The sequence below is a fragment of the Rhodococcus tukisamuensis NBRC 100609 genome, from assembly GCF_001894985.1.
GTDB classification, from domain to species: Bacteria; Actinomycetota; Actinomycetes; order Mycobacteriales; family Mycobacteriaceae; genus Rhodococcus_G; species Rhodococcus_G tukisamuensis.
In genome coordinates, this window is the sequence record NZ_BCXG01000001.1 from 161,907 (window position 1) to 178,757 (window position 16,851).

At 72.6% G+C, this 16,851-nt stretch carries 1 protein-coding gene; it reads left to right on the forward strand.

The features are described from left to right. Positions 1-148: 148 nt before the first annotated feature. Positions 149-16,813 carry a non-ribosomal peptide synthetase gene (locus RT2_RS00760; protein WP_425439069.1) on the forward strand — a complete coding sequence of 5,555 codons (16,665 nt, stop codon included), beginning with the start codon at positions 149-151 and terminating at the stop codon, positions 16,811-16,813. The last annotated feature ends 38 nt before the right edge of the window (positions 16,814-16,851 follow it).

Here is a 16,851-nt window from a genome sequence, read left to right on the forward strand (position 1 = left end):
CATGGTGACTCGCGTTCGACGTGACGTCGGCATGCGTGCCCCACACGTGAGGACTGAGATCTTGGAATCGTCACCGCTGCAGGCTGCCGTCGACGGCAGCGCCGCCGACCTCCTCCCTTCCGAGATCCAGCCTTCCGAGATCGCGGCCATGTCCGCCACCCGGGCGTTCCCGCTCTCCGCGGCCCAGCGTGGGATGTGGTTCGCCCAGCACCTCACGTCCGACGTGCCGCTCACGATCGCCCAGTACGTGGAGGTGCGCGGCGCACTCGACGTCGACGCGCTGCGCCGCGCGGGCCTGGCAGCGGCCCACGAGTTCGGCACCGGCATGTTGCGGATCGTCGAACTCGACGGTGAGCCGCACCAGGTCGTCGACCTCACCCTCGGCGACGAGGTCGGGTACCTGGACTTCGCCGCGGACCCGGACCCGGAACGGGCCGCCCACGATTGGATGCGCGCCGAGCACACGGCGCCCCTGAACCTGCTCACGGACCGGCTGATCAACGCCGTCGTCCTGCGCGTGGGGCCGGACCTGCACTACTGGTACAGCCGTATCCACCACATCGCCCTCGACGGTTTCGGCGCGATGACCTTCATGAACCGGGCGGCCGAGCTGTACACGGCCGCGGTGCTCGCCGCCGAGCCGCCGAAGGCCCTGGCCGGCGATCTGACGGCGGTCTACGACGCCGAGCTGCAGTACCGCGGCTCCACCCGATTCGCCGCCGACCGTGACTACTGGGCGGCCAAGACCGGCGCCCTGCCGCCGGCGCGGAGCCTCGCCGGGCGGTCCGCGCCCGTCGCCGCGTGTTCGAGGGTGGTCGGCGGTGTGCTGCCGGGGGAGTCTCCGGACCCGCGGTTCACTCCCGCCGCGGTCGCCGCGATGGCGGCCTACCTCGCCCACCTCACCGGCGAGACGGACATCGTGCTGAGCCTGCCGGTGTCCGCGCGCACCAACGCCGTGCTCCGACGTTCGGGCGGCATGGTGTCGAACGTGGTGCCGCTCCGGGTGTCGATCACCCCCGAGACCACCGTCGCCGAGCTCGTCGCGGCGATGTCGCTCGAGCTGACGGGGGCGCTGCGCCACCAGCGCTACCGGCACGAGGACATCCGCCGTGACGCGGGCGCCGCCGCCGAACGCGGCTTCTTCGGGCCGGCGGTCAACGTCATGAACTTCCACTCCGAGATCCGGCTCGGCGAGCTGACCGGCCACTTCCACGTGCTGAGCACCGGGCCCGTGGAGGACCTCTCGGTCAACATCTACCCGGCCGTCGCGGGCCGCAGCTCGCGGATCGACTTCGAGGCCAACCCGAACCTCTACGGCGAGGCCGAGCTGGCCGCGCACCGGGACCGCTTCGTCGGCCTGCTCGCCGAGTTCCGGGCCGGCGACCCCGACCGGCCGGTGTTCGGCCTGAGCGTGCTGACCGCGGCCGAGCGGGCCGCACTGGTGCCCGCACGCGGCCCGGCGGCGCTCGCTCCCCGGCTGCTGCCCGACCTGCTGGCCGCGGGGGTGAGGGCGAATCCGGACGGCGCCGCGCTGCTCGACGGATTCGGGTCGCCGGCGGGGGAGACCGAGACCAGTTACCGAGAACTCGACGCCCGAGCCAACCGGCTGGCCCGCGTGCTGCTGGCCCGCGGCGTCGGGCCAGGGACGTTCGTCGGGGTGTCGCTGCCCCGGTCGGCGGAGTCGGTGCTGGCGGTCTGGGCGGTCGCGAAGGCGGGCGGCGCCTTCGTCCCGGTAGACCCGGCCTACCCCGCCCAGCGAATCGCCCACATGGTCGACGACTCCGGGGTCGCGCTGGGCCTGACCGACCTGGCGCACCGGGCGGGTCTGCCCGCCGGCACGCATTGGCTCGCACTCGACGATCCCGAGTTCGCACGCGCCTGCGCGGGGTTCTCGGACGCACCGGTGACGCCGGCCGAGCGTGGCGGCGCACTGACCCCGGCGCACCCGGCCTACATGATCTACACCTCCGGTTCGACGGGCCTGCCCAAGGGCGTGGTGGTGACCCACACGGGCCTGGCCGACTTCGCCGCCGAGGCCCGTCCCGAACTGGGCGTGAGCGCGCAGTCGCGGGTACTGCGCTTCTCCTCGTCGAGTTTCGACGCGTCCGTGTTCGAGATGGTGCAGGCCTTCAGCGCGGGCGCCGCGATGGTGATCGCCCCGCCCGAGGTGCACGTCGGCGCCGACCTGACCGCGCTGCTGCGGACCGCACGGGTCACCCACATCCTCTGCGCGCCGGCGTTGCTCGGCACCGTGGACCCGAGTGCGCTCGACCACCTCGAGGCCGTCGTCGTCGGCGGCGACGTGTGCCCGCCGGACCTGGTCGCACGCTTCGGCGACCGCTGCCGGTTCGTCAACAGCTACGGCCCCACCGAGACCACCATCGTCATCACCGCGACGCCGCCGCTGACCGCGGCCTCGCTCGGTCTCGGTGCGTCGGCGTCGGGCACCGTCGGCATCGGTGCGCCGATCCAGGGCGCCCGTGCACTGGTGCTGGACCGGTGGCTGCGGCCGGTGCCCGTGGGTACCACGGGTGAGCTGTACCTCGGCGGCCCGGGACTGGCCCGCGGCTACCACCGGCGGCCCGCTCTGACGGCATCCCGCTTCGTCGCGGACCCGCACGGCGGCCCGGGCGAACTGCTGTACCGGACCGGCGACCTGGTGCGCTGGCAGCGTGACGAGCGCGGTGGCCACGCCCTGGAGTACGTGGGGCGCAGCGACTTCCAGGTGCAAGTCCGCGGCTTCCGGATCGAACTCGGCGAGATCGATGCGGTGCTGTCCGGGCACCCGGGCGTCGAGTTCGCGGTCACCACGGCACACCGGATGCCGGACGGTGGGACGGTGCCGGCGGCGTACGTGCTGCCCCGAGCCCCGGGGCGCGACGGCGCCGACGCCGGTGGACTCGACAGTCTCACCACGTACCTCGCCGCGCGGCTGCCGTCGTACATGGTGCCCGCGTCGATCACCGTGCTGGACGCGGTCCCGACCACCCCGGCGGGCAAGCTGGACCGGCGCGCGCTGCCCGCGCCGGTGTTCGCGACCGCCGAGTTCGTGGCTCCGTCGTCGGCGCTCGAACTGCTGGTCGCGGAGGTCTTCGCCGAGGTCCTCGGGACGGTGGAACCGGTCGGGGCGGGCGACAACTTCTTCGGCCTCGGTGGCACCTCGCTCAGCGCCACCCGGGTGATCGGCCGGCTCAACGAGGCCGCCGGTGTCTCGCTGGCGGTGCGGGCACTGTTCGAGGCGCCGACCGTCGTCGGCCTGGCCTCCGCGGTCGAGTCCGCCGAGCGGTCCGACCGTCCCGCTCTGGACGCGGGGTCGCGACCGGATCGGATCCCGTTGTCCCCGGCCCAGACCCGGGTGTGGTTCCTCAACTCCTTCGACCCGGAGTCCGCCGCCGACAACCTGCCGCTGGCACTGCGGCTGACCGGCGCCCTCGACGTCGCGGCGCTGGCCGCCGCGCTCTCGGACGTGGTGGCGCGACACGAGTCGCTGCGCACCGTGTACCCGGATTCGGCCGACGGCCCGCACCAGGTGGTGCTGCCGGCGTCGGAGGCGGCTCCGGCGCTGGCCCCGGTCCGGGTTCCTGCGGCCGACGCGGCCGCCCGGGTGGCGGCCCTGGCCACCACGGGATTCGACGTCTCGGGCGAGGTACCGCTGCGGGCGGCACTGTTCGAAGTCGGCTCAGACGACCACGTGCTGGCGGTGGTGGTGCACCACATCGCGGCCGACGGCTACTCGCTCGGCCCGCTCGCGCGGGACGTGATGCTCGCCTACGCCGCGCGCGCCGCGGGCGAAGCCCCCGGGTGGCCCGCGCTGGCCGTCCACTATGCCGACTACAGCCTGTGGCACCGCGCGCTGCTCGGCAGCGAGACGGACGCCCGTTCGCTCGTCACCCGCCAGATCGACTACTGGCGAGGCGTTCTCGCGGACCTTCCGGATCAGCTCTCGCTGCCCACCGACCGTCCCCGGCCGACCCGGCAGAGCCATCGCGGCGGCGAGGTGGCCTTCACCATCGACGCCGACACCCATCGTCGGTTGCACGAGTTTGCGTCCGCGCACGGCGCCAGCCTGTTCATGGCCGTCCACGCGGCATACGCGGTGCTGCTCGGCCGGCTCGCCGGAACCGGTGACGTCGCGATCGGTGCACCGGTCGCCGGGCGCGGCGAGCGGGCGCTCGACGACGTCGTCGGGATGTTCGTCAACACCCTGGTGCTGCGTACCCGGTTCACGGCGTCGGACACCTTCGAGGACCTGCTGCTGCGCACTCGCGGTAGCGATCTCGATGCGTTCTCGCACGCGGACCTGCCGTTCGAGCGACTGGTGGAGATCCTCAACCCGAACCGGTCCAACGCGCGGCACCCGCTCTTCCAGGTGGCGCTCTCGTTCCAGAACCTCACGCCCACCGCGTTCACGCTGCCCGGGCTGGAGGTCTCGCAACTCGACGCCGCCGCGACGGTCGCGAAGTTCGACCTGCACCTGACCCTGGTGCACCGTGCCGACGGGGCCGTCGACGCGACCTTCACCTACGCGGCCGACCTTTTCGACGAGGCCACGGTCGTCTCGTTCGGCGACCGTCTCCTCCGGATCATGCGGGCCGCGGTACTCGACCCCACCACGCCGGTCGGGGACCTGGACATGCTTTCCGGTGCCGAGCGGCGCGAGCTGGTGCGGGCCCGGGGCCAGGCAGAGCGATTCGTCGCGGACGAGTACCTGTTCGACGGCTTCGCCGACCGCGTTCGCCGCGCCCCGGACGCGGTGGCCCTGGTGTTCGAACGCGAGTCGTTGACGTACGCGGAGTTCGCCGCCCGGGTGAACCGGTTGGCCCGGTTCCTGATCGGCGAGGGTGTCGGCCCGGAGTCGTTGGTGGCGTTGGGGATGCGCCGTTCGCTGGACCTGGTGGTGGGCATGTACGCGGTGCTGACCGCCGGCGGCGGCTACGTCCCCGTGGACCCGGACCACCCGGCCGAACGGATCGGATACATCCTTCGTGCGTCCGATCCGGTGTGCGTGCTCACCACCGAGCGCGACGGCTTCGAGGCCGCGGGGGAGAGGTCTGTCCTCCGGATCGACACCCTCGACCTCTCCGCGATGTCGGACGCGCCGGTGACGGACGTCGATCGGTTGTCTGCACTTCGCTCGGACGATGTGGCGTACGTGATCTTCACGTCCGGTTCCACGGGCCGCCCGAAGGGCGTCACGGTCTCGCACCGGGCGATCGTCAACCAGATGGCCTGGATGGCCCACGAATACGGTCTCGGCCCCTCGGACGTGTACCTGCAGAAGACCGCGACGACATTCGACGTGTCGCTGTGGGGCTACTTTCTGCCGCTGCGCGTCGGCGCGACGCTGATCCTCGCGACCGCCGACGGGCATGGTGACCCGGGGTACCTCGCCGACATCATTCGCGAGCACTCGGTGACGGCGACGGACTTCGTGCCGTCGATGCTGTCGGTGTTCGCCGCGGCCGTCTCCCACGCGGACCTCGCCACGCTGCGGCACCTGTTCGTCATCGGCGAGGCACTGCCGTCGGCCACGGTGGGCGAGTTCACTCGCGTCTCGGGTGCCCGCGTGCACAACCTGTACGGCCCGACGGAGGCGGCGGTGTCGATCACCTACGCCGACGTCACCGACACCGCCACGGATGGTTCGGTGTCGATCGGTGTGCCGGAGTGGAACTCGCGGGTTCACGTGCTGGACTCGCGGCTGCACCCGGTGCCCGCCGGGGTGCCCGGCGAGCTGTACCTGGCGGGGGTGCAGCTGGCCCGCGGCTACCTCGGCCGGGTGGATCTGACGAGCGACCGGTTCGTGGCGGACCCGTTCTCCGTGTCCGGTGAGCGGATGTACCGCACCGGTGACCTGGCGCGCCGGAGCGGTGACGGGTCGCTCGAGTACCTGGGCCGCACCGACTTCCAGGTGAAGTTCCGCGGCCAGCGGATCGAGCTCGGCGAGATCGAGACGGCGCTGCTCTCGCACGAGGGGGTGCTCGGCGCCGCGGTCCTGGTGGTCCCGACGGCGACCGGCGACCGGCTGGTCGCGTACGTGGTTCCCGTGCCGGGCGCGGACCTCGACACCGAGGCTCTGCGTACCTTCGGGGGCGGGCTGTTGCCGAGCTACATGCTGCCCGAGGCGATCGTCGCGCTCGACGCGTTCCCACTGAACACCTCCGGCAAGTTGGACCGGAAGGCGTTGCCGGCGCCGGAGTTCGAGGCAAAGGTGTTCCGTGCGCCCGCCACCTCGACCGAGCGGGTCGTGGCGACGGTGTTCGCTGAGGTCCTGGGCGTCGAGCGGGTCGGCGCCGACGACGACTTCTTCGCACTCGGCGGCAACTCGCTGGTCGCGACGCAGGTCGCCGCGAGGCTGGGCCGGGCCCTCGACACCCGGATCCCGGTCCGGGAGCTGTTCGACGCACCGACGGTGACGGCCCTGGCCGCCCGGGTGGCCGGGCTCGCCGGAACCGGCGGCCGGGTTGTGCTGGCACCGCAGCCCCGACCCGACCGGGTCCCGTTGTCCCCGGCGCAGTCCCGCATGTGGTTCCTCAACCGGTTCGACCCCGAGTCCGACGCCTACCACCTCCCCGCGGTGCTCCGACTGTCCGGCGAACTCGACACGGCGGCGCTGCAGGCCGCCGTCGGCGACGTGCTGGCCCGCCACGAGGTGCTGCGCACGGTGTACCCCGAGGCCGACGGCGCTCCGCACCAGCAGGTGCTCGATCCGCAGGCGAGCGTGCCGGACCTCGGGCCCGTCGACATCGACGAGGCGCACCTGCACGGCGCCGTGACCGAGCTGGTCCTGACACCGTTCGACGTGACCGTCGAGGTGCCGCTGCGCGCGCGCCTGCTGCGACTCGGAGACGCCGACTTCGTCCTGGCCATGGTGGTACACCACATTGCGGCGGACGGGTTCTCGCTCGGACCGCTGACTCGGGACGTGATGCTCGCCTACGCCGCCCGGGTCAACGGCCAGGCACCGTCCTGGGCGCCGCTGCCGGTGCAGTACGCCGACTACACGATCTGGCAGCGAGCCGTCCTGGGTTCCGAGACCGACCCGTCGAGCGTGGCGGCCGGCCAGCTCGCGTACTGGCGCACCGAGCTCGACGGCCTGCCCGCGGTGCTCGACCTGCCGCTGGACCGGCCGCGTCCCGCGGTGGCGTCGAACCGAGGTGGCAGTGAGTCGTTCACCATCGACGCGCGGCTGCACGCCGCCGTCGAGGCACTGGCCGCGGCCCACGGCGCCAGCCCGTTCATGGTGGTGCACACCGCGCTCGCGGTGCTGCTGTCGAGGTTCGGCGGCGGCGACGACATCGCGATCGGAACCCCCGTCGCGGGCCGCGGCGAGCAGGCACTCGACGACCTCGTGGGCATGTTCGTCGGCACCCTGGTGCTGCGCACCCGCACAGACCGGCAGGACAGCTTCGCCGATCTCCTCGGCCGGGTCCGGGAGACGGACCTGCGGGCCTTCGGCAATGCCGACCTGCCGTTCGAGCGGATCGTGGAGGCCGTGGATCCCGTTCGCTCGCAGTCGTACTCGCCGCTGTTCCAGGTGAGCCTGGCATTCCAGAACCTGGCGCAGCGGGGCCTGGAACTGGGTGGCCTGCGGATCGAGCCGGTGACTCTGCCGGTCACCACCACACAGTTCGACCTCGACTTCGTGTGCGTCGACCACCACGACGAGTCCGGCGCAGCCGCCGGCATCGAGGTGCAGCTCACCTACGCCGCCGACCTCTTCGACACCGCCACCGCGCACCGGTTGGCGGACGGACTGGCGCGGATCCTGGCCGACGCCGTCGCCGAGCCCGCGTCCGCGGTCGCCGACCTCGCGGTGGCCGCGCCCGCGGAACGTCGCGCGATGCTGGAGTCCTGGAACGAGACCGGGCGCGCGGTCGAGTCGGCGACCCTCGCCGACCTGCTCGCCGCACAGGCCGCCGTCCGCCCCGACGACGTCGCCGTGGTGTTCGAGGGACGCTCCCTGACGTACCGGGAGTTCGACGGCCGGGTGAGCCGGCTGGCACGGCTGCTGATCGCGGCCGGCGTCGGGCCGGAGACCCTGGTCGCGGTGGCCCTCGAGAGGTCCTTCGAGATGCTCGTTGCGATGCAGGCGGTTGTCCGGGCGGGCGGCGCCTACGTGCCGATCGACCCCGAACATCCCGCCGAACGCATTGCCTACGTGCTGGACTCGGCCGCTCCCGAGCTGGTGCTGGCCACCGCGGCCGTCGCCACGGAGCTACCTGGCGACGCCCGTGTGGTCGAGGTCGACACCGTCGACCTCGACGGCTTCTCCGACGCGCCGGTCACAGACGCGGAGCGGCCGTGTCCGCTGCGGCCGGCGAACACGGCCTACGTGATCTACACGTCCGGCTCGACCGGGCGTCCCAAGGGCGTCGCCGTCGACCACGCGGCGATCGTGAACCAGTTGCGCTGGCTGGCAGCCGAGTACGGCGTCGACGCCGCCGACCGGATCATGCAGCGGGCCCCGATCACCTTCGACGTGTCCGTCTGGGAGTGCTTCCTGCCTGCCGCCGTCGGCGCCCGGCTGGTGATCACCCGGCCGGGCGGGCACCGGGAACTGGACTACCTCGCCGCCGTGATGCGCGAGCACCGGATCACCGTGGCCGAGTTCGTCCCGTCCGTCCTGGCGGCGCTGCTGGCGGAGGGGCACGCGGACGCGCTCGGGTCGCTGCGGCACCTGTTCGCCGGCGGCGAGGAACTCACTGCGGAGCTGGCGCAGTCGCTGCGCGGGGGCTGCGCGGGCGCGATCCACAACACCTACGGTCCCACCGAGGCCGCGATCACCACCACGTTCCACGAGCTGACCGACGCGCAGGACGCCGGCGTGCCGATCGGCAGGCCGGTGTGGAACACCCGCGCCTACGTGCTCGACCCGCAGCTGCGCCCGGTCCCGGTCGGCGTCGCCGGTGAGCTGTACCTGGCCGGCGACCAGCTGGCCCGCGGATACCAGGGGCGGGTGGACCTGACCGCGGACCGGTTCGTGGCCAACCCGTTCACCCCGGGCACCCGGATGTACCGCACCGGCGACCTGGTGAGGTGGGCCACGGCGGCCGGACCGGACGCCGCGGGTGAGCTGGTCTACCTGGGGCGCACCGACTTCCAGGTGAAGATCCGCGGCCTGCGGATCGAGCTGGGCGAGATCGAGTCCGCGTTGACCGCCCAACCGGGCGTCAGTCAGGCGGTCGTCCTCGAGTCCCGCGGCCGCCTGGTGGCGTACGTGGTGGGCGCCGGTCTGGTGGCGAGCGAGCTGCAGGCCGCGTTGGCCAGGCTGCTGCCGTCGTACATGGTGCCGACCGCGATCGTCGAACTCGCGGAGTTCCCACTGAGCTCGGCGGGCAAGCTGGACCGCCGCGCGCTGCCGGACCCGGAACCGGCGGCGCGCGAGTTCCGCGCACCGGCGACGCCGACGGAGGTCCTCGTCGCCGGGGTGTACGCGGACGTGCTCGGCGCGGACCGCGTCGGCGCCGACGACAGCTTCTTCGACCTCGGTGGCAACTCGCTCAGCGCGACCCGGGTGCTCGGCCGCCTCAACGAGGCCGCGGGCACGGCGGTCGCGCTCCGGTCGCTGTTCGAGACGCCCGCCGTCTCGGAGCTGGCCGCTGCCCTCGACTCGGCCGAACGCCGGAACCGGACGGCCCTGGTTGGCCGGCCGCGACCGGAGCGGATTCCGTTGTCGTTGGCCCAGAACCGGGTCTGGTTCCTCAACCAGTTCGACCCGGAGTCGGCCGCCTACAACATCCCGCTGGCGATCCGGCTGTCCGGTGAGCTCGACGCGGCGTCGCTGAGCGCGGCGGTCCACGACGTGCTGGAACGGCACGAGTCGCTGCGCACCGTGTTCCCGGACGACGGCGACGGCCCCGTGCAGGTGGTGCTCCCGGCACGCGAGGTGGAACTCGACCTGACACCGGTCGAGGTGACGGAGCAGGAACTGCCCGCCCGGGTGCAGGAGATCCTCGGCGGCGGCTTCGACGTCACCGCGTCGGTGCCGATCCGCGGCCGGTTGTTGCGCACCGGTGCGGCCGAGTACGCACTGGTGCTGGCGGTCCACCACATCAGTGCCGACGGCGTCTCGATGGGGCCGCTGGCGCGAGACGTGATGGCGGCGTACGCCTCCCGCAGTGCGGGGCAGGTGCCGGTGTGGGAGCCGTTGGCCGTGCAGTACGCGGACTTCGCGTTGTGGCAGCGGGAGGCGCTGGGGTCCGAGGAGGATCCGGAGTCGGTGGCGTCGGGGCAGATTCGGTACTGGCGCGACGCGCTCGACGGGCTGCCGGACGTGCTGGCGTTGCCGACGGACCGGCCGCGGCCGGCGGTGGCCTCGCAGCGCGGGGACACGGTGCGTTTCGAGTTGGACGCGCAGACGGTGGTGCGGCTGGAGCGGACGGCCCGCGAGCACGGGGCGTCGGTGTTCATGGTGCTGCACGCGGCGTTCGCGGTGGTGCTGGCGCGGCTGGCGTCGACGGCGGATGTGGCCGTGGGTACGCCGGTGGGCGGTCGTGGGGAGGCGGCGCTCGACGATCTGGTCGGCATGTTCGTCAACACCCTCGTCCTGCGTACCAGGGTGAGTGCGGCGGAATCCTTCGGCGACCTGCTCGGCCGTGTCCGGGAGACCGACCTCGCCGCCTTCGGTCACGCAGACGTCCCGTTCGAGGGGCTGGTCGACGTGCTCGAACCGACACGCTCGCAGTCGTACTCGCCGCTGTTCCAGGTGGCGCTGGCGCTCGAGCATCGCGGCGACACCACCTTCGAGCTGCCGGGTCTGACGGTGTCCGAGTTCCCCTTCGACGCCCAGGTCAGCCACTTCGACCTGGCGATGACCCTGGCGGAGAGCGACGACCCGGACGCCGGGATGGGCGGTGCGCTGCGCTACGCGAGCGACCTGTTCGACCGGTCGTCCGCGCAGGCGATCGCCGACCGGTTCGTCCGGGTACTCGGCGTCGTGGCCTCGGACCCGGCCGTCACCGTCGGGGACATCGACCTGCTCGACGAGTCCGAGACCGCGGCACTCGCCCCGGTCCGGGGCCTCCCCACCGCCGAACCGACAACCCTTGCCGCACTGATCGACTCGGCCGTCTCCGCGAACCCCGACGGGGTCGCCCTGGTGTGGAACGAGCGCGAGTACTCCTACCGCGACGCCGATGCCCGCGCCGCCCTCCTGGCCCGGATGCTGCTCGGTCACGGCGTCGGGCCGGAGGACTTCGTCGCCCTCGCGCTGCCGCGTTCCCTCGACTCGGTGCTGGCGGTGTGGGCGGTCGCGAAGACCGGTGCCGCGTACCTGCCGGTGGACCCGACGTACCCGACCGATCGCATCGAGCACATGCTCGGCGATTCCGGGGCGGTCATCGGGGTGACGGTGTCCGCGGAGCGGGACTCGTTGCCGGACAACGTGAACTGGCTCGTCCTCGACGCGACCTCCACCGTTGCCGCCGAGGGTGCCGCCACCCCGGTCACCGCCGCCGACCGTCACGGCACGGTCCGCGTCGACAACCCCGCCTACATGATCTACACCTCGGGTTCGACGGGCCTGCCGAAGGGCGTCGTCGTCACCAACAGCGGCATCGCGAACCTGGCAGCGGAGCGGCGCGAGCACTACCGCATCGATGCCGCCGCCCGGTTCCTGCACAAGGCGTCGCCGAGCTTCGACATGGCGGTCGGCGAGATGGTCTCGGCCCTCAGCGCCGCGGCCACCCTGGTGATCGCCCCGACCACGGTGGTCGCCGGCGAGGAACTCGCGGACCTGCTGGACCGCCAACGCGTCACCCACGCGCTGATCACCCCCGCGGTGCTCGCGACGATGGATCCCGGCGGGCATCCGCTGCTGCGCGTCCTCGGCGTGGGCGGCGAGGCCTGCACCTCGGAACTGGTCGCCCGCTGGCAACCCGGTCGCGTCATGCTCAACGGCTACGGGCCGACCGAGGCCACCGACATCTCGACGGTCGGGGACCTCGTCGCGGGCGCTCCGATCACCATCGGGGTGCCGGTGCGCGGATTCGAGGTCGTGGTGCTCGACACCCGGCTGCGGCCGGTGCCCGCCGGGGTGACGGGTGAGCTGTACGTCGCGGGTCCGGCCCTCGCCCGTGGCTACCACGCGAGGCACGCGCTGACCGCCGACCGCTTCGTCGCGAATCCGTACGGCGGCCCCGGCGACCGCATGTACCGAACCGGCGACGTGGTCCGGTGGAACGCGGCCGGGGAACTCGAGTACTTCGGCCGCGGCGACAGCCAGGTCAAGTTGCGCGGCAACCGGATCGAGCTCGGCGAGATCGAGGCCGCCGCGATGCACTGCGACGGCGTCGGGCAGGCCGCCGCCGTCGTCGTCGACACCCCGGCCGGGCAGCGGCTGGCGGCGTACCTGGCGCCGGCGGCCGGCCACACGGTCATCGCCGCGGAGGTCGCGGCCGCGCTGGCCGCCGCGCTGCCGGGTCCGATGGTCCCGGACGCCTACGTGGTGGTCGAGTCGTTGCCGGTGACGGTGAACGGGAAGCTCGACCGGCGAGCCCTGCCCGAACCAGTGTTCGTGGCACGCCGCTCCGAGTACCGGGAACCGTCCGGCGAACTGGAGGTTCTGGTCGCGTCGGTGTTCGAGGAGGTGCTCGGCGTCGACACCGTCGGCGCGGACGATCACTTCTTCGACCTCGGTGGCAACTCGCTGTCCGCGACGAGGGTCGTCTCCCGGGTGAACCGGGTCGCCGGCACGTCGCTGACGGTGCGCGCGCTGTTCCAGGACCCGACGGTCGCCGGGGTGGCGGCGTGGGCCGCCGCCGGTGCGCAACGCGCCGGGCGCCCGGCGCTGCCCGAACTCGTGGCCGGCCCGCGTCCGGAGCGGATTCCGTTGTCGTTGGCCCAGAACCGAATGTGGTTCCTGAACCAGATGGTGCCGGACTCGGCGGCCTACAACATCCCGCTGGCCATCGGACTGTCCGGTGACCTCGACGTCGCGGCGCTGCAGGAGGCCGTCCGGGACGTGCTGGAACGGCACGAGTCGCTGCGCACCGCCTACCCGGACGACGGCGACGGACCGGTGCAGACGATCCTGCCCGCCGACCTCGTCGACCTGGACCTGTCCCCGATCGCGGTGACCGCCGACGAGCTTCCCGGGCTGGTCCTCGAGACGTTGAGCCGGGGCTTCGACGTCACCACGGGCCCGCCGGTCCGGGGTCGGCTGCTTCGCGCGGAGCCTGGGTCCACCGGCTCCGACGAACACGTGCTGGTCATGGTCATCCACCACATTGCCGGCGACGGCGTCTCGATGGGGCCGCTGGCGCGAGACGTGATGGCGGCGTACGCCTCCCGCAGTGCGGGGCAGGTGCCGGTGTGGGAGCCGTTGGCCGTGCAGTACGCGGACTTCGCGTTGTGGCAGCGGGAGGCGCTGGGGTCCGAGGAGGATCCGGAGTCGGTGGCGTCGGGGCAGATTCGGTACTGGCGCGACGCGCTCGACGGGCTGCCGGACGTGCTGGCGTTGCCGACGGACCGGCCGCGGCCGGCGGTGGCCTCGCAGCGCGGGGACACGGTGCGTTTCGAGTTGGACGCGCAGACGGTGGTGCGGCTGGAGCGGACGGCCCGCGAGCACGGGGCGTCGGTGTTCATGGTGCTGCACGCGGCGTTCGCGGTGGTGCTGGCGCGGCTGGCGTCGACGGCGGATGTGGCCGTGGGTACGCCGGTGGGCGGTCGTGGGGAGGCGGCGCTCGACGATCTGGTCGGCATGTTCGTCAACACGTTGGTGCTCCGGACCCGGATCGATCCCGGTGCGAGTTTCGCCACGCTCCTCGGCGAGGTCCGGGACGCCGATCTGGGTGCATTCAGCCACGCCGACCTGCCGTTCGAGCGGCTGGTCGACGTGCTCGAACCGACACGCTCGCAGTCGTATTCGCCGTTGTTCCAGGTTGCCCTGGCCTTCGAGCATCGGGGTGACACCGAGTTCGCACTGCCCGGGCTCACGGTCTCCGCGTTGCCGTTCGAGCCGGCCGTCGCGCAGTTCGACCTCGCGCTGACCGTTGCCGAGGCCCCGGGAGATGCGGACGCGCCGACCACCATGTCCGCGAGCCTCAACTACGCGAGCGACCTCTTCGACCGGTCGTCCGCCCAGACGATCGCCGACCGCTTCGTTCGGGTCCTCGCAGCCGCGGTGGCCGAGCCGACGGCGACCGTCGGAGACCTCGACCTCCTCGATGCCGCCGAACAGGCGGAGCTGGCGCCGGTACGCGGGCTGCCCGCCGCCGGGCCGACCACCCTGGCGGGCCTGATCGAGGCGGCGGTCGCGTCGAACCCCGACGGGCTCGCGTTGTGGTGGCAGGGACGTTCCTGGACGTACCGGGAGGCCGACGAGCACTCCACCCGTCTCGCCCGGGTGCTGCTCGGTCGCGGCGTCGGACCCGAGGACTTCGTCGCGGTCGCGCTGACCCGTTCCGCGGAGTCGGTGCTCACGGTGTGGGCGGTCGCCAAGACCGGTGCCGCGTACGTGCCGGTCGACCCGAACTACCCGGCCGACCGGATCGCGCACATGGTGTCCGATTCCGGTGCCGCGCTGGGGATCACCCGGGTGGGGGAGCGGTCCGGACTGCCGGACTCCCTCGACTGGCTGACGCTGGACGAGTTGGACGTCGACGCGAGCCAGGCCGCACCGATCACCGATGCCGAGCGAGATCGGCCGCTGCGGGTGGCCAACCCGGCGTACGTGATCTACACGTCCGGCTCGACCGGGAGGCCGAAGGGCGTCGTGGTCACCCATGGTGGGCTGGCGAATCTGGCGGCGGAGCGCCGCGAGCACTACCGGGTCACCCCGGACGCGCGGTTCCTGCACAACACGTCGCCGAGCTTCGACATGGCGGTCGGCGAGATGGTCTCGGCGTTGTCGGCGGCGGCGACGCTGGTGATCACCCCGCCGTCGGTGCTCGGCGGCGAGGACCTGGCAGAACTTCTTGTCGCGCAGCGGGTCACGCATGCGCTGATCACCCCGGCGATGCTGTCGTCCGTGGATCCGGCCGGGCTCGACGATCTGCGGGTCCTCGGTGTCGGCGGCGAGGCGTGCACCGCGGAGTTGGTGGCGCGGTGGGCGCCGGGCCGGACGATGCTCAACGGCTACGGTCCGACGGAGGCCACCGACATCTCGACCGTCGGCGACCTGGCGGCGGGGGCACCGGTCACGATCGGCGGACCGGTGCGCGGGTTCGAGGTGATGGTCCTCGACGCTCGCCTGCGGCCGGTGCCGGTCGGGGTGGCGGGCGAGCTGTACGTGGCGGGTCCGGCGTTGGCACGGGGATACCACGCCCGGTTCGGGTTGACAGCGGAGCGTTTCGTGGCGAATCCGTTTGGCGGCCCGGGTGATCGGATGTACCGGACGGGTGACGTGGTCCGGTGGCGCGCCCTCGGGCAGTTGGAGTACAGCGGTCGCAGCGACCATCAGGTGAAGGTCCGGGGCCACCGGATCGAGCTCGGCGAGATCGACGCTGCGGTGGCGAACCATCCCGACGTCGAGTTCGCGGTGACCCTGGGCCGGCAGACGCCGGCGGGGGAGACCGCGCTGGTCTCGTACGTGGTGCCCGTCGCCGGAGCCGAGCCGCAGGCCGCGAAGGTCGTGGCCTTCGTCTCCGAGTTCCTGCCCCGGCACATGGTGCCCGCCGCGGTCGTCGTCATCGAGGCCCTGCCGATGACCCCGACCGGCAAGCTGGACGAGAAGGCACTGCCGACACCGGCATTCCAGGCACGCCGGACCGAGTACCGGGCCCCGGGCACGGACTCGGAGCGCCTGGTCGCGGCGGTGTTCGCGGAGGTCCTCGGCGTCGACGCCGTCGGCGCGGACGACCACTTCTTCGACCTCGGCGGCAACTCGCTGTCCGCGATGCGGGCACTGTCCAGGCTGCGGGCGGGCGCCGACGTGCCGGTGTCGTTGCAGTGGCTGATGACCGATCCCACCCCGGCGTCCATCGCCGCCCGAATGGATTCGGCGGGTGTGGACGGTGACTCGGCGCTCGAGGTGGTGCTGCCCATTCGTACGGCGGGACGCGCGCACCCCGTCTTCTTCGTCCACCCGATCGTCGGGCTGTCCTGGTGCTACACCGGATTCGCGGCGTACCTGGACCGGGACCGGCCCGTGTACGGCATCCAGTCCCCGGCGGCGGTGGGCGGGGAGGAGCCTGCCGGTTCGATCGACGAACTCGCCGCCCGGTACCTGCGCGAGATCCGCCGGATCCAGCCGGAAGGGCCGTACCACCTGGTCGGCTGGTCGCTGGGCGGGGTGATCGCGCACGCCATGGCCGTTCAGTTGCAGGAGGCCGGCCAGCAGGTCGGTGCCCTGGCGCTGCTCGACAGCTACGCGACGCCGCAGGAGCAGGACACAGCGGACGAGTTGCCAGTCGACGACCTGCTGGCCGGGTTCGGCGTGGAAGCAGCGCTCGGGGAGCTGAGGGACTTGGGCGATCTGGGGGACCCGGGGAACCCGGACCCGCTGGCGATGTTCGACGACCTCGCGGCGCTCGGCGGTCCGCTGTCGGTACTCACCCGGGAGCGGGCGCAGCGCCTGCTCGACGCGGCCACCCACAACGGGGATCTGATGGCGCGGCACCGGCCGGGTGTCTTCGACGGGGACGTCCTGTTCTTCAGCGCCGTGGTCGAGGATCCTGCGCTGACGCGGGCAGTGGGTACCTGGCAGCCCTTCGTCGCCGGCCGCATCGCCAACCACGCGGTCGAGAGCACCCACTGGCAGATGACCTCGCCCGCGGCGCTCGAGGTGGCGGGCCCGGTGCTCGGCGACTACCTCGACGCCGCGGCGGGCGAGGCGACACGGCTCACCGACAGGACGGAGGCCGACCGATGAAGCTCTCGACGCGAGCGTGGCGACCTTTCCGGCGTCGC